General features: G+C 64.2%; 14 protein-coding genes and 4 pseudogenes. 17 read left to right on the forward strand and 1 reads right to left on the reverse strand.

Translation table 11 applies throughout. The features are described 5' to 3' along the window. Position 1: 1 nt before the first annotated feature. From rsmH to murD, 7 genes and pseudogenes are all read left to right on the forward strand, one after another. A complete protein-coding gene (rsmH, locus tag ACMHLQ_RS20275; protein ID WP_415402483.1) occupies positions 2 to 967 on the forward strand; it encodes a 16S rRNA (cytosine(1402)-N(4))-methyltransferase RsmH in 966 nt (321 codons plus the stop codon). Then, on the forward strand, positions 967 to 1,314 hold the full coding sequence (locus ACMHLQ_RS20280) for a cell division protein FtsL (RefSeq protein WP_415402484.1): 348 nt from the start codon (positions 967 to 969) through the stop codon (positions 1,312 to 1,314). The genes rsmH and ACMHLQ_RS20280 overlap by 1 nt, the downstream gene beginning before the upstream one ends. After that, positions 1,311 to 3,097, forward strand: a pseudogene (locus tag ACMHLQ_RS20285) (peptidoglycan D,D-transpeptidase FtsI family protein). Before ACMHLQ_RS20280 ends, ACMHLQ_RS20285 begins: the two are co-directional and overlap by 4 nt. Positions 3,098 to 3,112: 15 nt before the next feature. Beyond that, positions 3,113 to 4,588 (forward strand): UDP-N-acetylmuramoyl-L-alanyl-D-glutamate--2,6-diaminopimelate ligase, encoded by a 1,476-nt coding sequence (locus ACMHLQ_RS20290; RefSeq protein ID WP_415402485.1) that lies wholly within the window; start codon positions 3,113 to 3,115, stop codon positions 4,586 to 4,588. Further along, positions 4,585 to 6,033: a UDP-N-acetylmuramoyl-tripeptide--D-alanyl-D-alanine ligase gene (locus tag ACMHLQ_RS20295; RefSeq protein ID WP_415402486.1), complete on the forward strand. Its 1,449-nt coding sequence runs from the start codon at positions 4,585 to 4,587 to the stop codon at positions 6,031 to 6,033. The genes ACMHLQ_RS20290 and ACMHLQ_RS20295 overlap by 4 nt, the downstream gene beginning before the upstream one ends. Before the next feature lie 11 nt (positions 6,034 to 6,044). Further along, a complete protein-coding gene (gene mraY, locus ACMHLQ_RS20300; protein WP_415402487.1) occupies positions 6,045 to 7,127 on the forward strand; it encodes a phospho-N-acetylmuramoyl-pentapeptide-transferase in 1,083 nt (360 codons plus the stop codon). A gap of 97 nt (positions 7,128 to 7,224) precedes the next feature. After that, positions 7,225 to 8,618: pseudogene (gene murD, locus ACMHLQ_RS20305) on the forward strand (UDP-N-acetylmuramoyl-L-alanine--D-glutamate ligase). A 238-nt stretch (positions 8,619 to 8,856) separates the two neighbouring features. Here murD and ACMHLQ_RS20310 read toward each other — a convergent pair. Then, complete coding sequence (locus ACMHLQ_RS20310) at positions 8,857 to 10,023, reverse strand: NAD(P)/FAD-dependent oxidoreductase (protein ID WP_415402488.1); 1,167 nt, start codon at positions 10,021 to 10,023, stop codon at positions 8,857 to 8,859. A 104-nt stretch (positions 10,024 to 10,127) separates the two neighbouring features. On the opposite strand from ACMHLQ_RS20310, the gene ACMHLQ_RS20315 reads away from it, so the two are divergent. The 10 genes and pseudogenes from ACMHLQ_RS20315 to ACMHLQ_RS20360 all read left to right on the forward strand — a co-directional run bounded on the left by ACMHLQ_RS20315 (position 10,128) and on the right by ACMHLQ_RS20360 (position 18,330). After that, positions 10,128 to 10,655 (forward strand): redoxin domain-containing protein, encoded by a 528-nt coding sequence (locus ACMHLQ_RS20315; protein ID WP_415402489.1) that lies wholly within the window; start codon positions 10,128 to 10,130, stop codon positions 10,653 to 10,655. 122 nt (positions 10,656 to 10,777) lie between these two features. Beyond that, entirely contained in the window at positions 10,778 to 11,944 is a 1,167-nt protein-coding gene (gene ftsW, locus ACMHLQ_RS20320; protein WP_415402490.1) for a putative lipid II flippase FtsW, read from the forward strand. Continuing rightward, on the forward strand, positions 11,941 to 13,038 hold the full coding sequence (locus ACMHLQ_RS20325; RefSeq protein WP_415402491.1) for a UDP-N-acetylglucosamine--N-acetylmuramyl-(pentapeptide) pyrophosphoryl-undecaprenol N-acetylglucosamine transferase: 1,098 nt from the start codon (positions 11,941 to 11,943) through the stop codon (positions 13,036 to 13,038). Before ftsW ends, ACMHLQ_RS20325 begins: the two co-directional genes overlap by 4 nt. Then, positions 13,035 to 14,432, forward strand: a pseudogene (gene murC / locus ACMHLQ_RS20330) (UDP-N-acetylmuramate--L-alanine ligase); the annotation flags it as partial. The gene ACMHLQ_RS20325 and the pseudogene murC, both read left to right, overlap by 4 nt. A gap of 284 nt (positions 14,433 to 14,716) precedes the next feature. Further along, entirely contained in the window at positions 14,717 to 14,980 is a 264-nt protein-coding gene (locus ACMHLQ_RS20335; RefSeq protein WP_415402492.1) for a DUF2484 family protein, read from the forward strand. After that, positions 14,977 to 15,225 (forward strand): DUF2484 family protein, encoded by a 249-nt coding sequence (locus ACMHLQ_RS20340; protein WP_415402493.1) that lies wholly within the window; start codon positions 14,977 to 14,979, stop codon positions 15,223 to 15,225. The genes ACMHLQ_RS20335 and ACMHLQ_RS20340 overlap by 4 nt, the downstream gene beginning before the upstream one ends. Next, entirely contained in the window at positions 15,225 to 15,491 is a 267-nt protein-coding gene (locus tag ACMHLQ_RS20345) for a hypothetical protein (RefSeq protein WP_415402494.1), read from the forward strand. The genes ACMHLQ_RS20340 and ACMHLQ_RS20345 overlap by 1 nt, the downstream gene beginning before the upstream one ends. A 31-nt stretch (positions 15,492 to 15,522) precedes the next feature. Then, positions 15,523 to 16,449 carry a UDP-N-acetylmuramate dehydrogenase gene (murB, locus tag ACMHLQ_RS20350; protein ID WP_415402495.1) on the forward strand — a complete coding sequence of 309 codons (927 nt, stop codon included), beginning with the start codon at positions 15,523 to 15,525 and terminating at the stop codon, positions 16,447 to 16,449. A gap of 95 nt (positions 16,450 to 16,544) precedes the next feature. After that, a pseudogene (locus ACMHLQ_RS20355) lies at positions 16,545 to 17,467 on the forward strand (D-alanine--D-alanine ligase). After that, positions 17,455 to 18,330 carry a cell division protein FtsQ/DivIB gene (locus tag ACMHLQ_RS20360; RefSeq protein ID WP_415402496.1) on the forward strand — a complete coding sequence of 292 codons (876 nt, stop codon included), beginning with the start codon at positions 17,455 to 17,457 and terminating at the stop codon, positions 18,328 to 18,330. Before ACMHLQ_RS20355 ends, ACMHLQ_RS20360 begins: the two are co-directional and overlap by 13 nt. The last annotated feature ends 3 nt before the right edge of the window (positions 18,331 to 18,333 follow it).

Raw genomic sequence — 18,333 nt, forward strand, 5'->3', positions numbered from 1 at the left:
CATGGCGGCTGGGGGGCCACATATTCCGGTACTGATCGATGCGATCCTGTCGCATTGCGCGCCCATCGAGGGCACGTGGCTGGATGGCACCTTTGGCGCAGGCGGTTACACCCGCGCGCTGCTGGAAGGCGGGGCGGAACGTGTGATTGCAGTGGATCGCGACCCGCTGGCCTTTGATCTGGCGGCCGAGTGGGCGGGCGGATATGGCGACCGGCTGGTCATGCAGCATGGCGTGTTTTCCAAGATGGATGAATACGGGCAGGGGCTGGACGGGGTTGTTTTGGATCTTGGCGTCAGCTCCATGCAGCTTGATCTGGCCGAGCGCGGGTTTTCCTTCATGAAGGACGGCCCCCTCGATATGCGGATGAGCCAGGATGGCATGTCTGCCGCTGATATCGTGAACTCGGCGGATGAGGGCGTGCTGGCCGACATCCTGTTTCACTATGGCGAAGAGCGTGCATCGCGCCGCATCGCGCGTGCCATCATCACGGCGCGCCCCATCACCACAACGCTGGAACTGGCAGGCATCGTCGAAAAGTGTCTGCCGCGCGCCAAGCCCGGCCAATCGCATCCCGCAACCCGCAGCTTTCAGGCGCTGCGCATTGCGGTGAACAATGAATATGATGAATTGTACCAAGGGCTTATGGCCGCTGAGCGGGCATTGAAGCCGGGTGGCAAACTGGCCGTCGTGACCTTTCATTCGGTCGAGGACCGCATGGTGAAACGGTTTTTGACCGCGCGGGCGGGCAAACAGGCCAATGCCAACCGCTATGCGCCTGAAACCACGCAGGCCCCCGCTCAATTCACCGTCAAAAGCCGCAAGGCCATCGCACCGGATGCGCAGGAACTGGCTGCAAATCCGCGCAGCCGATCCGCCAAGCTGCGTGTGGCCATCCGCACGGATGCACCCAGCGGCGCGATCGACGCGAAATCCATCGGCATGCCGCAAGTCAAAGGGACCCTCTGATGCGCACTGTCCTTTACATATTGACGACACTGGCCGTGATCGGCCTCGCCTTTTGGGCCTACCGCGAGAATTACGCGACGCAGGATTCGCTGGCCAAGACTGACCAGTTGCACCGCGACATTCGCGCCGCACATTCCCGGCTGGCGGTGCTCAAGGCCGAATGGGCGTACCTGAACCGCCCCGACCGGTTGCGCGACCTGGCCGACATCAACTTTGACCGGCTGGGCCTGTTGCCCTTCCGCCCCGATCAGTTTGGCCGTGTGGACGAGGTGGCCTATCCGGCCCTGCCGCTGCTGCCCATCACAAACGCCATCGAGGTGTCGGGCGAATTGGAGGACGGCGAATGACCCGGACACCCCTGCGCCCCCTGGCCCGTATCCTGCCTGCCCGCGCGGCAGGCGAAAACCCCGATGCAATCGAGCGCGAGAACATCCGCGCGCGCCATGAGGATATGCGCGACCGCATGCGTCAGCGCGCCGAGGGGCGGCTTTTGGTGTTGGGCCTGTTCTTTTTCTGCGCCTTTGTCGTGGTGGGCGTGCGCATGGGCATGCTGGCAACGTCCGAACCGGTCGAGCCGCGCGCCAGTGCGCAAGGGGCCGCCATTTCAGCCGCGCGTGCCGATATCGTGGATCGCAATGGCCACCTGTTGGCGACGAATTTCGAAACCCACGCGCTCTATGCCCAGCCGCCGCAAATGGTGGACCCGGCCGCCGCGGCCAAGGGGTTGGCAGCGGTGTTTCCGGACCTGAAGGAAGAGGACCTGCTGAAGGACTTTACCGGCAAGCGCAAGTTCCTGTGGATCAAGAAGAAAATCAGCCCCGAGCAGATGCAGGCCGTGCACGAGATTGGCGATCCCGGCCTGCTGTTTGGCCCGCGTGACATGCGCCTTTATCCCAATGGTGCGCTGGCGGCGCATGTGCTGGGTGGCGCGTCCTTTGGCGCCGAAGGGGTGAGTGCGGCCGAGGTGATCGGCGTTGCCGGTGTTGAAAAGCAGTTCGATGACTATCTGCGCGACCCGGCCAACGGGCAGAAACCGCTGCAACTGTCGCTGGACCTGACGGTGCAGGCGGCTGCGGAACGGGTGCTTTACGGTGGGATGCGCATTCTGAATGCCAAGGGCGCGACCTCTGTTTTGATGGACGTTCATACAGGCGAGGTGATCTCGGTCGTGAGCCTGCCCGATTTCGATCCCAACAACCGGCCCCGCCCGGCGACCTCGGGGATCAGTCTGACAGCCCGCTGTTCAACCGGTCGGTGCAGGGGGTGTACGAGCTGGGATCGGCGTTCAAGATCTTTACCGCGGCGCAGGCGGTCGATCTGGGCCTTGTGTCGCCCTCGACCATCATCGACACGTCCGGGCCGATGCGCGTGGGCGGCTTTCCCATTGGCGAGTTCCGCAACAAGAATTACGGCAAGCTGAGTGTCAGCGACATCATCGTGGAATCCTCGAACCGTGGCACGGGCCGCATGGCCTTGCAGATCGGGGTGAAGCGCCAGCAGACGTTCCTGAAATCGCTGGGCTTTTTCGACGCGACCCCGTTCGAGATTGTCGAGGCGGCGACGGGCAAGCCCCTGTTGCCCAAGCGCTGGACGGACCTGAGTGCGGTCACCATCAGCTATGGCCATGGGCTGTCGTCCTCGCCCATGCATCTGGCGGCGGGCTATGCCGCGATTGCCAATGGCGGGCGCGCAGTGGCCCCGACCATCCTCAAGCAGCACGGCCCGCGCATGGGGGATCGTGTGATGAGCGAGGGCGCGGCACGGGCGGCCCGCGCCATGCTGCGCAAGGTGGTGACAAGTGGCACGGCGAGCATGGGCGAAGTGCCGGGCTATGCCGTGGGCGGCAAGACCGGGACGGCGGACAAACCCAAGCCGCGCGGCGGTTACTATGACGACAAGGTCATTGCCACCTTTGCCACGCTGTTCCCGGCCCATGATCCGAAATATGTGCTGGTCGTCACCCTGGACGAGCCTGTGGAGACCAGCGGGGACAAGCCCCGCCGCACCGCCGGCTGGACAGCCGTGCCCGTCGCTGCCGAGATGATCGGCCGGATCGCCCCGCTCTTGGGTCTGCGGCCAACCGTTGAACCCGCCACACTCGCTGATATAACGCTGACCAGCAGCAACTGAGCCAAAAGGCCGAACATGGGCGCGCAGGCACGACCACTTTCCACTCTGGGCCTGATGGCGCAGGGCGGCACCAATCCCGATATTACCGGTCTTGCGGTGGACAGCCGCGAGGTGAAAGACGGCTTTCTGTTTGCCGCCATGCCGGGCAGCCGTGTGCATGGGGCCGAGTTCATCGAATATGCCGTGCGCATGGGGGCTGTTGCGGTTCTGACGGATGCCGAAGGGGCCGCGCTGGCCGCCGACTGGCTCAGGGATGTGGCCGTTGTTGTCACCGACACCCCGCGCGAGGCGCTGAGCCGCACCGCCGCCCTTTGGTTCGGCGGCCAGCCCGAGACGATGGTGGCTGTCACCGGGACCAACGGAAAAACCTCTGTTTCGACCTTTGTGCGCCAGATCTGGATCGAGATGGGCCTTCAGGCCGTCAACCTTGGCACCACGGGCGTCGAGGGCGCGTGGTCAGCCCCGCTGGCCCACACCACGCCCGAGCCCATCACGCTGCATCGCACATTGGCGCAGGCCCGCGACAACGGCATCACCCATGCGGCGATGGAGGCATCTTCGCACGGGTTGGATCAGCGTCGGCTGGACGGCGTTGTGCTGCGGGCGGCTGGGTTCACGAACTTTACCCAGGATCATCTGGATTATCACAAGACCTTCGAGGCCTATTTCGACGCCAAGGCGGGCCTGTTTGCCCGGGTGCTGCCCGAGGATGGCGTCGCTGTCATCAACACCGATGACGCGCGCGGCGTGGACATGGCCGCGATTGCGCGCGCACGTGGACAGACGGTGATGAGCGTGGGCCGGGACGGGGGCGATCTGCACCTGTCTGCCCAGCGATTTGATGCGACGGGGCAGGATGTGCGCATGGAGTATGCCGGGCGCGCCTATGCGGCGCGGCTGCCCCTGATTGGCGGGTTTCAGGCGGACAATGTCATGCTGGCGTGCGGTCTGGTCATCGCCTGCGGAGCGGAGCCTGCGCGCGTTTTCGAGACCTTGCCGCATCTCGGCACAGTACGGGGGCGGATGCAACTGGCCGCCACGCGGGAAAACGGCGCGACGGTGTTTGTGGATTACGCCCACACGCCGGGGGCAGTGGCCACGGCCCTTGCGGCCATGCGCCCGCATGTGATGGGCAAGCTGGTGGCCGTTGTGGGCGCAGGCGGGGACCGCGACGTGGGCAAGCGCCCCTTGATGGGGCAGGCGGCGGCGGAGAATGCCGATGTGGTGTTCGTGACCGACGACAATCCGCGCAGCGAGGACCCGGCCCTGATCCGCGCCGCCGTGATGGAAGGCTGCCCCGAGGCGACAGAAGTCGGCGACCGGGCCGAGGCGATCCTGCGCGCCGTCGACGTGCTGGAGCCGGGCGACGCGCTGTTGATCGCGGGCAAGGGGCACGAGGCGGGCCAGATTGTGGGCGACGATGTGCTGCCCTTTGACGATGTGGAACAGGCGAGCGTGGCCGTGGCCGCGCTGGAGGGACGACTGACATGACCTTGTGGAGTGCGGAAGAGGCTGCCCAGGCCACGGGCGGGCGTGCAACCGAAGAGTGGACGGCCACGGGTGTGTCCATTGATACGCGGACGTTGGAGCCTGGCGATCTGTTTGTGGCCCTTAAGGACGTGCGCGACGGCCATGATTTTGTTGCGCAGGCCCTGGAAAAGGGGGCAGCGGCGGCGCTGGTCACCCATGTGCCCGAGGGTGTGGCCGCGGATGCGCCGCTGCTGATTGTGGAGGATGTGCTTGCAGGCCTCGAAGCGCTTGGCGTTGCGGCGCGCGCCCGGTGCGATGCGCGCGTTGTGGCGATCACGGGGTCGGTCGGCAAAACCTCGACCAAGGAAATGCTGCGCGCCATCCTGAGCGATCAGGGGCGCGCACATGCCTCTGTCGCCAGCTATAACAACCATTGGGGGGTGCCGCTGACGCTGGCGCGGATGCCCATGGACACCGAATATGCCGTGATCGAGATCGGGATGAACCACCCCGGTGAAATCGCGCCCTTGGCCAAGATGGCGCGGCCCCATGTGGCGATGATCACCACCGTCGCCGCCGCGCATCTGGAAGCCTTTGACGATATCGCGGGGATTGCGGTGGAAAAGGCCTCGATCATCGACGGCCTTGAATATGGTGGCACGGCCATCCTGAACAACGACTGTTCGACGGCGGCGATCCTTCAGGCCAAGGCCCATGACGCCAAGCGGCGTGACATCGGCTTTGGCGAGCACGGCTTTGATTTCATTCTGAAATCGGTTGATCTGCTGCGCGACACCACAGTGGTGCAGGCCGAGGCGCATGAGATCCCTTTGCTGTTCAAGATCGGGGCGGTGGGCAAGCATTACGCCATGAACGGGCTGGGCGCGCTGGCCGCCGCCGAAGCGCTGGGGGCTGATTTGGCCTTGGCGGCCCAATCGCTGGGACGCTGGTCGCCCTATCAGGGACGCGGCGCGCGCGAGGTCATCGTGCTGGACCCGGTGGACACGCACATGACGCTGGAATTGATCGACGACAGCTACAATGCCAATCCGACCTCGATGGCGGCGGCGCTTGATGTGCTGGCAGCGGCCGAGGTTACGAACGATATCGGGCGGGTCAGCAAGGGGCGGCGGATCGCCTTTGTCGGTGACATGAAGGAATTGGGCGCGGACGGGGCGGTGATGCACGCCGATCTTTGCGATCTGGAGGCGATGGCGAAGATTGATGTCGTGCACTGCATTGGCCCGCTGATGGAGAACCTGCACAGCGCTTTGCCCGCCCAAAAACAGGGGCAATGGACCGACACCGCCGAAGAGATGGCGGCGCTGGTGCCGCGTCGTCTGGACAGCGGTGACGTGGTGCTGGTCAAAGGATCGCTGAGCATGAAACTCGCCCTGATCGTTGACGCCATCCGCAAAATGGGCCATCCGGTGGATATGGGCGCAGACCCACAAGATAATGAGTAGGACAGGCGAGCATGCTCTATTGGTTGACGGAACTTTCGGATGGCGGGGATTTTTTCAACCTCTTCCGCTACATCACCTTCCGCGCCGGGGCGGCCTTTCTGACCGCACTTTTGTTTGGGTTCATCTTTGGCCGTCCGCTGATTGCGGTGCTGCGCAAGCGGCAGGGCAAGGGCCAGCCGATCCGTGATGATGGCCCCGAGGGGCATTTTGCCAAGGCCGGTACGCCGACCATGGGCGGGCTGCTGATCGTCGGGGCGCTGGCCACATCGACCCTGCTTTGGGCGCGGCTCGACAACCCGTTTGTGTGGATCGTGCTGGGGGTTACGCTGGCCTTTGCGCTGATCGGGTTTGCCGATGATTATGCCAAGGTGTCCAAGCAGACGACCGCAGGTGTGCCCGGCAAGGTGCGATTGTTGCTGGGTTTTCTGATCGCGGGCATTGCGGCCTATTTCGCCACGATCAACCACCCGGACATGTTGCAGAACCAGTTGGCGGTGCCGGTGTTCAAGGACGTGCTGATCAACCTCGGCATCCTGTTCATCCCGTTTTCGATCATCGTGATCGTGGGCGCGGCCAATGCGGTGAACCTGACGGACGGGCTTGATGGCCTTGCCATCATGCCGGTGATGATTGCGGGCGGCACGCTGGGTGTCATCGCTTACGCCGTGGGCCGCGTGGATTTCACCGAATATCTCGATGTGCACTATGTGCCGGGCACGGGGGAGTTGCTGATCTTTACCTCTGCCCTGTTTGGCGGCGGCCTTGGGTTCTTGTGGTACAACGCGCCGCCTGCGGCTGTGTTCATGGGCGACACAGGTTCGCTGGCCCTCGGCGGGGCCCTGGGTGCGATTGCGGTTGTGACCAAGCACGAGCTGGTGCTGGCCATTGTCGGCGGTCTCTTCGTGGTCGAGGCGCTGAGCGTCATCATTCAGGTGCTCTATTTCAAACGCACGGGCAAGCGCGTGTTCCTGATGGCCCCGATCCACCATCACTATGAAAAGAAGGGCTGGGCCGAACCCCAGATCGTGATCCGGTTCTGGATCATCTCGCTGATCCTCGCGATGATTGGCCTTGCCACGCTCAAGGTGCGGTGATGGCGCGCGAGACGGTCCTCCTTCTCTGTTCGAAAAAAATCCCGGGGAGCGCGAGGGGCTGGCCCCTCGCTCCGCCGCCCGCCGCAGGCGCAGACGCATGATACCGGTGCAGGGGCTGACAGGGGCGCGGGTTGCGGTTCTGGGTTTGGGCCGTTCGGGCCTGTCTGCCGCGCGCGCGCTTGCAGCCGGTGGCGCGATCCCGATCTGCTGGGACGACAATCCCGAGGCGCGCGAGAGGGCGGACGGCGAAGGGTTTGACTGTCTCGATCTCAAGAAACACGGGGCTTTTGACGACATCGCCCGCCTGATCGTGAGCCCGGGCATTCCGCATCTTTATCCCGCGCCCAACCCCGTGGTGGCCGCAGCCCTGCGCGCAGGCGTGCCAGTCGACAATGACATCGGGTTGTTTTTCCAATCCTTCGCCACGGCGGCCTGGAACGGGTTCGACACGGCCCCGCGCGTCATTGCCGTCACCGGGTCCAACGGCAAATCCACGACCTCGGCGCTGATCCACCACGTGATGGAAGAGGCCGGGCGCCCCTGCCAGTTGGCGGGCAACATAGGGCGCGGCGTGCTGGACATTGATGCGCCCCATGACGGTGAGTTCGTGGTGCTGGAACTGTCGAGTTACCAGACGGATCTGGCGCGCAGCCTGACGCCGGATGTGGCGGTGTTCACCAACCTGTCGCCTGATCATCTGGACCGGCATGCGGGGATGGGGGGTACTTTGCCGCCAAGCGCCGCCTGTTTGCCGAAGGCGGGCCGGACCGGGCCGTGATCGGTGTGGATGAGGACGAGGGGCGCTATCTGGCCGGGCAATTGAGCGAGGGGCCGAGCGATGATCGCGTGATCCGTGTCTCGGTCGAGGCCAAGTTGACCGGTCCGGGCTGGCAGGTCTTTGCGCGCAAGGGGTTTTTGTCGGAGATGCGCAAGGGGCGGCAGGTCGCCTCGATTGACTTGCGCGGTATTGGCGGATTGCCGGGCGCGCACAACCACCAGAACGCCTGTGCGGCCTATGCCGCTGCCCGTGCCGTGGGGATCGCCCCCAAGGTGATCGAGCGCGCGTTCCACAGCTTTGCCGGATTGCCCCATCGCAGCCAGCTGATCGCCGAGGCGCAGGGCGTGCGCTATGTCAACGACAGCAAGGCCACGAATGTGGACAGCGCGGCCAAGGCACTGGCGGCCTTTGACAACATCCTGTGGATTTGCGGGGGGCTGCAAAAGGATGGCGGGTTGGAGGCAGTGAATGCCGCCGCTGGCAAGGTCAAGACGGCTTACGTGATCGGGCGCGAAGCGGCGCAATTCGCGATGCAGCTTGAGGTCGATACGCAAGTTTGTGGCACGATGGCGGATGCTGTCGAGGCGGCAATGGCAGCGGCTGAGGCAGGGGATGTGGTGTTGCTGGCCCCGGCGGCGGCCAGCTTTGATCAATATGACAGTTTCGAGCGGCGCGGCGAGGATTTTGTCGCTGAGGTCACCAAGCGGCTGTGATCCAAAGGAGCGCGCATGCGCGCGCACGACATGTTTTGTTCGGGGTCAGCTTCACGCTCACCAAGACAGATATCTGTCACGCACCCACGCCCGCCTGATCCTGTCCTGACAGCCCTGACCCGTGCCGCCAAGCACAATAGCCGTCTCCCCGCGTGCGGGGCCCCTCGGCGATTGTGCCTGTCTGCACGTCTCCGGACTGTCTGTCCGGTCTCAGGCGAACGCGGCTCCGAGACAGATATCAGCCCCGTAGCGCGCGCGCGGCGGCCATGGCCGAGGACCAGGCCCATTGGAAATTGTAGCCGCCCAGCCAGCCTGTGACGTCCACGGCTTCGCCGATGAAATAGAGGCCGGGGGCGCGCGCTGACATCATGGTTTTCGAGCTGATTTCATCCGTGGCGATGCCGCCCCGGGTGACTTCGGCGGTGCGGTACCCTTCGGTGCCGCCGGGAGTGAGTTGCCAATGCGCAAGATCGTGGGCCAGCGCGTCGATACGGCTGTCGGACAGATCGCCCAGGCGGCCGCTGAGATCGAACTGTGTACTCAGGTGATCCACCAGCCGCGCGGGCAGGTGGCGCGCCAGCTCGGTTGTGAGTGCTTTCTTGCCTTCCGTTTGCCGTTTGTCGCGCAACACGGCCCCCAGATCGGTTTCGGGGTTCAGATGCACAGTCACCGGCTGCCCCGCCTCCCAATAGCTGGAGGCTTGCAGGATTGCAGGGCCTGACAATCCGCGATGGGTGAACAGGATGGCCTCGTCAAAGGCGGGTCCGTTTGCCGTGACCCGCGCCGGGCAGGCCACACCCGAGATGTCGGCAAAACGGCGGTCGGGGAAGGTGAAGGGCACGAGGGCGGGGTCTGTCGCGGTGAGGCGATGGCCAAACTGGCGCGCCACGTCATAGGCGAACCCGGTGGCCCCCATCTTGGGGATGGATTTGCCCCCTGTTGCGATGACGGCGTTGCGGGCCGTGACCTTGCGCTTGCCGTTCAGCGTCATGGTGAACCCATCGATATGCTTTGCAAACTCTGTGACCTCTGTTTGCAAATGCAGCTCCACGCCCGCCGCCTGCATGAGTTGGCGCAGCATCGCGATGATGTCCTTGGCGGACGTGTCGCAAAACAACTGGCCCAGCGTCTTTTCGTGCCAGGGGATGCCGTGTTGATCCACAAGGGCGATGAAATCCCATTGCGTGTAGCGTGCCAGGGCGGATTTGGCGAAATGCGGGTTTTCCGAGATGAACGCATGCGCGTCGCAATACATGTTGGTGAAGTTGCAGCGCCCGCCGCCTGAAATCCGGATCTTTTCCCCTGGCGCCCTGGCGTGATCGACCACCAGCACGCGGCCCCCGGCATGGGCTGCGCACATCATGCCTGCCGCGCCGGCCCCGATGACAATCGTATCAAAATCCATGACGCCCCCGTGCAGGATTGCACAGTTGGGGTCAAGCATTGGGCTTGCGTGCCGTGACCCTCGGGCTAGGCTGAGCCCATCCCGAACCATGCAAAGGCCAGACCATGACCGCATTGCCCGCAGGCACCCCGTTTCCGCAGATGACCCTCGACAAGATAGGGGGCGGCACCCTGACGCTTGGCGCACCGCAAGGCGGGCATGACTGGCAGATCGTGGTGATCTATCGCGGGCTGCACTGCCCCAAATGCAAGGACTACCTCGCCAAGTTGCAGGGCCTGCAGGCGCAGTATCACGCGGCGGGCATCGACGTTGCCGTTGCCTCGGGCGATCCGCTGGACAAGGCGCAGGCCATGTCGGACGAATTTGCGCCGGGACTGCCGATGGGTTTCGGCCTGAGCGTGGCGCAGATGGCGGCCCTCGGGCTTTATATCTCGGACCCGCGCAGCCCGCAGGAGACCGACCGCCCGTTCCCCGAACCCGGTTTCTTTGTGATCAACCCCGATGGCGTGATCCAGATGGTCGATGTGTCGAATGTGCCCTTCATGCGCCCCGACCTCGAAGGGGTGCTGGCCGGTATCCAGTTCCACCGCGAAAACGGCTTTCCCATTCGCGGTACGCACAAAGCCGCCTAAGGGCGCGCGGGGCCCTGATTTACAAGGGCTAGCCCGCGCGAAGTTTTGCCGCTATGCTGCGCTTTGAGTACCTCGGAAAAACCGGGGACCCGAGGCAGTGACAGGCAGCAAGGCGGCAGATCATGACAGAAATGGTCTATGGCGCAGTTCCGGTGCGGGACGGCGAACCCATTCTTCCCAAGTGGTGGCGCACCATCGACAAGTGGTCGCTGAGTTGTGTGCTGATCCTCTTTGCCATCGGGCTGTTGCTGGGGCTGGCCGCCTCGGTGCCGCTGGCGGAAAAGAACGGCTTTCCCCCATTTCATTACGTGACCAAACAGGCCGTGTTCGGTGTGGCCGCGCTGATTGCGATGATCATCACCTCGATGATGTCGCCCCTTGTGGTGCGCCGTCTGGCTGTGCTGGGCTTTCTCGTTGCCTTTGTGGCGCTGGCGTTGCTGCCGTTTTTCGGGACGGATTTCGGCAAGGGTGCGATGCGCTGGTACAGCCTTGGCTTTGCCGCGATCCAGCCGTCTGAATTTCTGAAACCCGGTTTCGTGGTTGCGGCCGCTTGGATGATGGCCGCCAGTCAGGACATCAACGGCCCTCCCGGTAGGGTATGGTCCTTTGCCTTGTGCATCTCGATCGTTTTGATGCTCGCGTTGCAGCCTGACTTTGGTCAGGCGTGCCTTGTGCTGTTTGGCTGGGGTGTGATGTACTTCGTGGCCGGTGCGCCGATGGTGTTGCTGGTCTGCATGGCCGGGCTGGTCGTCTTTGCGGGCACGATTGCCTATTCGAACTCGGAGCACTTTGCCCGTCGCATTGACGGGTTCCTGAGCCCGGATGTCGATCCGCGCACACAGCTTGGCTATGCCACGAACGCGATCCAGGAGGGTGGCTTGTTCGGTGTCGGTGTGGGCGAGGGGCAGGTGAAGTGGTCGCTGCCCGATGCGCACACGGATTTCATCATTGCCGTGGCGGCCGAGGAATATGGCCTGATCCTCGTTTTGTGCATCATCGCGCTTTATACCGGCATCGTGGTGCGGTCGCTTTTACGGCTGGTGCGGGAACGTGATCCGTTCATCCGCCTTGCCGGGACGGGCCTGGCCTGCATGTTCGGTGTGCAGGCGATGATCAACATGGGTGTGGCGGTGCGTCTGTTGCCGGCCAAGGGCATGACCCTGCCGTTTGTGTCCTATGGCGGCAGTTCGGTGATTGCCTCGGGCATTGCCGTGGGCATGTTGCTGGCCTTCACCCGGTCGCGCCCACAGGGCGAGATCGCCGATTTGCTGGGACGAGGGCGCAGATGAGCCAACCGCTTTTGCTCATTGCCGCAGGTGGCACGGGCGGGCACATGTTTCCCGCGCAGGCCCTGGCCGAGGCGATGCTGGCGCGCGGCTGGCGGGTCAAGCTGAGCACGGATGCGCGCGGTGCGCGTTACACGGGCGGCTTTCCCCACACGACCGAGATCGAACAGATATCTTCGGCCACCTTTGCCCGTGGCGGCGTGTTGGCCAAGGCGGCTGTGCCGTTCCGCATCCTGGCCGGGATCACCGCGGCCAAGGTCAAGATGTGGCGCGACCGCCCGACGGTCGTCGTGGGTTTTGGCGGTTACCCGACAATTCCTGCCATGGCGGCCGCCACCATCCTGCGCCTGCCGCGCATGATCCATGAACAAAACGGCGTGTTGGGGCGGGTCAACAACCTGTTGGCCAAACGGGTGAACACCGTGGCTTGCGGGACCTGGCCCACCATCTTGCCCGAAGGGGTGGAGGGTGTGCATGTGGGCAACCCGGTGCGTGGCGCGGTGCTGGAGCGGGCCGGAGCGGCCTATATCCCGCCCGGCGATTATCCGATGGAGCTGCTCGTGATCGGCGGCAGCCAGGGCGCGCGCATCCTGTCCGACGTGATCCCGCCCGCGATTGCGAGCCTGCCGATGGAGCGGTTGCAGAACCTGCGCGTCAGCCATCAGGCGCGCGGCGAGGATGAAGAGCGCGTGCGCACCTACTATGCAGAACACGGGATCAGTGCGGATGTGCAGCCCTTTTTCAACGACGTGCCACGCCGCATGTCCGAGGCGCAGTTGATCATCTCGCGCTCGGGCGCGTCCTCGGTTGCCGATATCTCGGTCATTGGCCGCCCGTCGATCCTGATCCCCTATGCGGCGGCAACAGGCGATCACCAAAGCGCCAATGCGCGCGGGCTGGTGGATGCCGGTGCCGCCATCCTGATCCCCGAAAGCCAGATGTCGGTTGAAACCGTTGCCCAGCAGATCGCAATCGTTCTGGACAATCCCGACGGCGCACATCACATGGCACGGGCCGCGCAGGGGGTGGGCAAGCCCGAAGCGACGGAACACCTTGTCAGCCTCGTAGAAACCCTTGCACAGAAAGGGACCACATGAACGCCGCAACCAAACTGCCCGGAGACGTCGGCCCCATTCATTTCGTCGGGATTGGCGGCATTGGCATGTCGGGCATCGCCGAGGTGCTGTTGAACCATGGCTATGTGGTGCAGGGATCGGACCTGAAACGCTCGCCCATCACGGATCGGCTGGCTGAATTGGGCGCGCATATTTTTGTCGGCCAGCAGGCCCAGAATGTCGAAGACGCCGAAGTTGTCGTCATCTCCTCCGCCATCAAACCGGGCAATGCCGAACTGGACGCCGCACGTGCGCGCGGCCTGCCCATCGTGCGCCGGGCCGAGATGCTGGCCGAGTTGATGCGCCTGCGCTCGAACATCGCGATTGCGGGCACCCATGGCAAGACCACGACCACGACGATGGTCGCCGCCTTGCTGGATGAGGGCAAATTTGACCCGACAGTTGTGAATGGCGGGATCATCCACGCCTATGGCAGCAATGCGCGCAAGGGCGACGGCGAGTGGATGGTGGTCGAGGCGGACGAGAGCGACGGCACCTTCAACCGCCTGCCTGCGACCATCGCCATCGTGACCAATATCGACCCCGAGCATATGGAGCACTGGGGCACCGAAGAGGCGCTGCATCAGGGCTTTTACGACTTTGTGTCCAACATCCCGTTTTACGGTCTGGCTGTGTGCTGCACTGACGATCCGGATGTGCAAAGCCTTGTGGGCAAGATCACCGACCGCCGCGTGGTGACTTACGGGTTCAACGCCCAGGCCGATGTGCGGGCGATGAACCTGACCTATGAAAACGGCGTGGCGCATTTCGACATTGCCTTGCAGGCCGAAGACAAGGTGATCGAAGGTTGCAGCCTGCCCATGCCGGGCGATCACAACGTCTCGAACGCGCTGTCAGCCGTGGCCGTGGCCCGCCATCTGGGCATGAAGGGCGAAGAGATCCGCAAGGCGCTGGCCGAGTTTGGCGGCGTTAACCGGCGCTTTACCCGCGTGGGAGAGATTGAGGGCGTCACGATCATTGACGATTATGGTCACCACCCGGTGGAGATTGCCGCCGTGCTGAAAGCTGCCCGCCAGGCCACATCAGGCCGCGTGATCGCGGTCCATCAGCCGCACCGCTATACGCGGCTGCATCACCATTTCGATGAATTTTGCGCCTGTTTCAACGATGCCGACGTGGTTGGCATCACCGACATTTTTGCCGCCGGGGAAGACCCGATCGAAGGCGCCAGCCGCGATGATCTGGTCGCGGGCTTGATCCGCCATGGCCACCGCCATGCGCGCGCCGTGATGGGCGAAGACGACCTGGAACGCCTTGTGCGCGAACAGGCGCGGCCCGGCGACATGGTTGTGTGCCTTGGGGCCGGGACCATCAGTGCCTGGGCCAACGGCCTGCCGGGCCGTTTGCAAAAGGGGCGGCGTAAGCCCATGCTGGTCGCCCTTGGCATCCTCGCACTGGCGCTTGCCTTTGGGGTGGCGTGGATCAACACGCGTATCGCCGGGCTGATCTGGGTGGCTGCGAACTTTCTTGGCTATCAGTGGATGGTCGAACTGTCCCGCCCGGTGAACCTCGGCGTAGAGAGCGCGGTGGGTCTCAGTACCTTCATGCTCAGCCTGCTGGCGTTCTACCTCGCGGTCATGTCCCTGTCGGGCATCGGTGCTGCCTATTTCGCCAAACGGGCGGCAGGGCGGGCGGCTGCATGACGCTGTTGATCGCCTGTATTGCCTGGGTGTTCGCCGCCACCGCTGTGGCCATGCTGCCCATGCGCCATCAGTACATTCCGGGCATCGCGCTGCTGATTGCGGCGCCTTTGCTGATCCTTTGGATCGGAGTGGCCGTGGCCTGGTGGGCGGGCGTGCTGGCCCTGGCCGCCTTTGTGTCGATGTTCCGCAATCCGCTGCGCTATTTCTGGGCCAAGGCCCGTGGACAAAACCCCCAACTTCCGCCGGAGCTGCGCTCATGACGACCTCGCTTATCCTCGCCTGTTTCTGGGCTGTTATCGCCAATGTGCTGGCCATGATGCCAAGCAAGGACAATCACTGGACCAACGCCTATGTGCTGATCGCCATCGGCATTCCCATCGTGGGCTATGTCACATGGCAGCACGGGCCCGGTGCGGGCCTGTTCGTGATGGTTGCGGGGATGAGCATCCTGCGCTGGCCGGTCATCTACCTGACCCGCTGGATCAAGGACAAGGTGCGCCGATGATGCCCGTTGCGATAGCCGCGCTGCTGATGGGCTGTGCTGCGGGGTACGCAATGGCGCGGGCGCATATGGTGCGTCTGCTCGCGGCGGCTGTGTGCGGGCTGGCGGCCCTGTTCCTGCTGGTCCTGCGCGTGCCCCTCGATGGCCTGCCGGGCGATGGCTATGCCCTGACCATAGTCGCCCTTTTGATGGCGCCGCCCATGGCGGCGGGCCTAATCGGGGGCGCGGTCTTTGCCTGGCTGATGCGCCGCCATGCCAAGGCCACTTGACGTGGCCACCGCTGCGGGCCATTGCGCGCCCATGCAACATGATCTGCCAGATGTACGCGGCACCCTGACCCCGCAAAAGGACCTGTCGTCCCTCACATGGTTGCGGGTGGGTGGCCCTGCGGACTGGCTGTTCCAGCCTGCGGACGTCGAGGACCTGAGCGATTTCCTGCGTGCGCTTGATCCGGGCGTTGCGGTCTTTCCCATGGGCGTCGGCAGCAATCTGATCGTGCGGGATGGGGGGTTGCGTGCCGTGGTGATCCGGCTGGGGCGCGGGTTCAACGGGATCGAGGTTGACGGCACCTGTGTCAGGGCAGGGGCGGCGGCCCTTGATGCCCATGTTGCGCGGCGTGCGGCGGATGCAGGTGTCGATCTGACATTCCTGCGCACCATTCCCGGCTCTGTCGGCGGTGCGGTGCGCATGAATGCTGGCTGCTACGGCAGCTATACTGCGGACGTGTTCGAAAGCGCCGAGGTGGTGCTGCGCACGGGCGAGGTGCGCAGGTTCGACGCGCAATCGCTGAATTTCCGCTATCGCCAGTCCGATCTGCCCGAGGGGGCGGTGCTGACGCGGGTCACCCTGCGCGGGTCGATGGGCGATCCGGCAGAGTTGAACGCGCGCATGCAGGACCAACTGGCCAAGCGCGACGCCACCCAGCCGACCAAGGATCGCAGCGCCGGATCGACATTCCGCAACCCGGCGGGCTTTTCCTCGACCGGGCGGGCCGATGACGTGCACGACCTCAAGGCGTGGAAGGTCATTGACGATGCTGGCATGCGCGGCGCGCGGCGTGGCGGGGCGCAGATGAGCGAGAAACACTCCAATTTCCTGATCAACACAGGGGGCGCCACGGCGGCCGACCTCGAAGGTTTAGGAGAAGACGTGCGAAAAAAGGTTTACGATTCCAGCGGCATCACGCTAGAATGGGAAATCATGCGTGTAGGCGAACCGGACCCATAAAAACCGGAGCTTGCAGGCAGGGCGGGCCGACAAAAACAATACGAAATCGGCAATAACCAACGAGGGTTCGAAAACGGACCCCAGGACGAGAGCACATGGCGGGTCAGTCGAGCAGGACGTCCCCGAAAGTGGTGGTGTTGATGGGTGGCCCCTCGGCTGAACGAGAGGTGTCATTCGCGAGCGGGAAACCCTGCGCAGCTGCCCTGAGGGACATGGGATACAGTGTGATCGAGGTCGATGCCGGCCCCGATCTTGCATCCGTTCTGGACGCCGAAAAACCCGATGCCATCCTGAATTGCCTGCACGGACGGTGGGGCGAGGACGGCTGTGTGCAGGGCCTTTTGGAATGGCTCGGCATCCCCTATTCGCATTCCGGTGTCCTGTCCTCGGCCCTGGCGATGGACAAGCAGCGCACCAAGGATGTCTATCGCGCCGCCGGTTTGCCCGTGGTGGACAGCGTGATCGCGCCTGCCGCAGATGTCCGCGCCGCCCATGTCATGGCGCCCCCCTATGTGGTCAAGCCGAACAACGAAGGATCGAGTGTCGGCGTCTACCTCGTCCACGAAGCGGCCAATGGCCCGCCGAAGCTGGGTGACGAGATGCCCGAAGAGGTCATGGTCGAGGCCTTTGCGCCCGGTCGCGAGTTGACCACAACTGTCATGGGCACCCGCCCCTTGGGGGTGACGGACATCCTGACTGACGGGTGGTACGACTATGATGCGAAATACAAACCCGGCGGATCGCGCCATGTGATCCCGGCCGATGTGCCCACCGAAATCACCGAACTGTGCCTCGACTACGCGGTGCGTGCGCACAACGCACTTGGGTGCAGGGGGTCAGCCGCACCGATTTCCGCTGGGATGAGAGCAAAGGGGCGGCGGGATTGATCCTGCTGGAAACCAACACGCAGCCCGGCATGACGCCCACATCGCTGACGCCCGAGCAGGCGCAGGCGGCGGGCATCTCCTTTGGTGAGTTGTGCGCGTGGATGGTGGAGGATGCATCATGCAACCGGTAAGGCGCGCCCCCAAGGCCGACCCCGCGCCGTCCCGCTGGTCATGGCGGATGCAGCGCCTGATGCTGACGCCGCTGTTTCGGCTGGCCTTGCGCGCCGGGGTGCCATTCTTGCTGACGTTGAGCGTCTCGACCTGGTGGCTGTCCGATCCCGACACCCAAGCTGCCATTCACGAAACGGTCGCAGAGGCGCGCGCCAGCATCGAACAGCGCCCCGAGTTCATGGTGAACCTGATGGCCATCGACGGTGGCGGTGCCGACCTGGCCGATGCGATCCGCAGTGCCGTCCCGCTTGATTTCCCGATCTCGTCCTTCGATCTCGACCCGTCGGCCATCCGCGCCCGCGTTCTGGAAATGCCACCCGTCAAGGAAGCCAGCGTACGCATCCGTCCGGGCGGCGTCTTGCAGGTCGATGTGACGCCCCGCGTGCCGGTTGCGATCTGGCGCCGTCCCGAGGGGCTGATGCTGGTCGATGACAGCGGCGCACAGGTGGGCCTTGTCGCGCGCCGTGGGGTGCGCCCGGATTTGCCGGTTATCGCCGGTGAAGGCGCGCCTGCGCATGTCGAAGAGGCGCTGATGCTGATCCACGCTGGTGCGCCTCTGGGCGAGCGGTTGCGCGGGCTGGTGCGTCTTGGGGATCGCCGCTGGGATGTGGTGCTGGACCGCAATCAACGCATCATGCTGCCTGCGAAGGGCGCTGTGCAGGCGCTTGAACGTGTGATCGCGCTGGACGGTGTAGATGAAGTGCTGAGCCGCGACATTGCCCGCATTGATCTGCGCCTTGCCGAGCGGCCGACCGTCCGCATGAACGCCACGGCGACCGACGAATGGTTGCGCATCAGACAGTTGAATTCCGGGACCGAGTAACAG

Origin of the sequence: Tateyamaria algicola, assembly GCF_047715485.1 — a bacterium.
Classification (GTDB): Bacteria; Pseudomonadota; Alphaproteobacteria; order Rhodobacterales; family Rhodobacteraceae; genus Tateyamaria.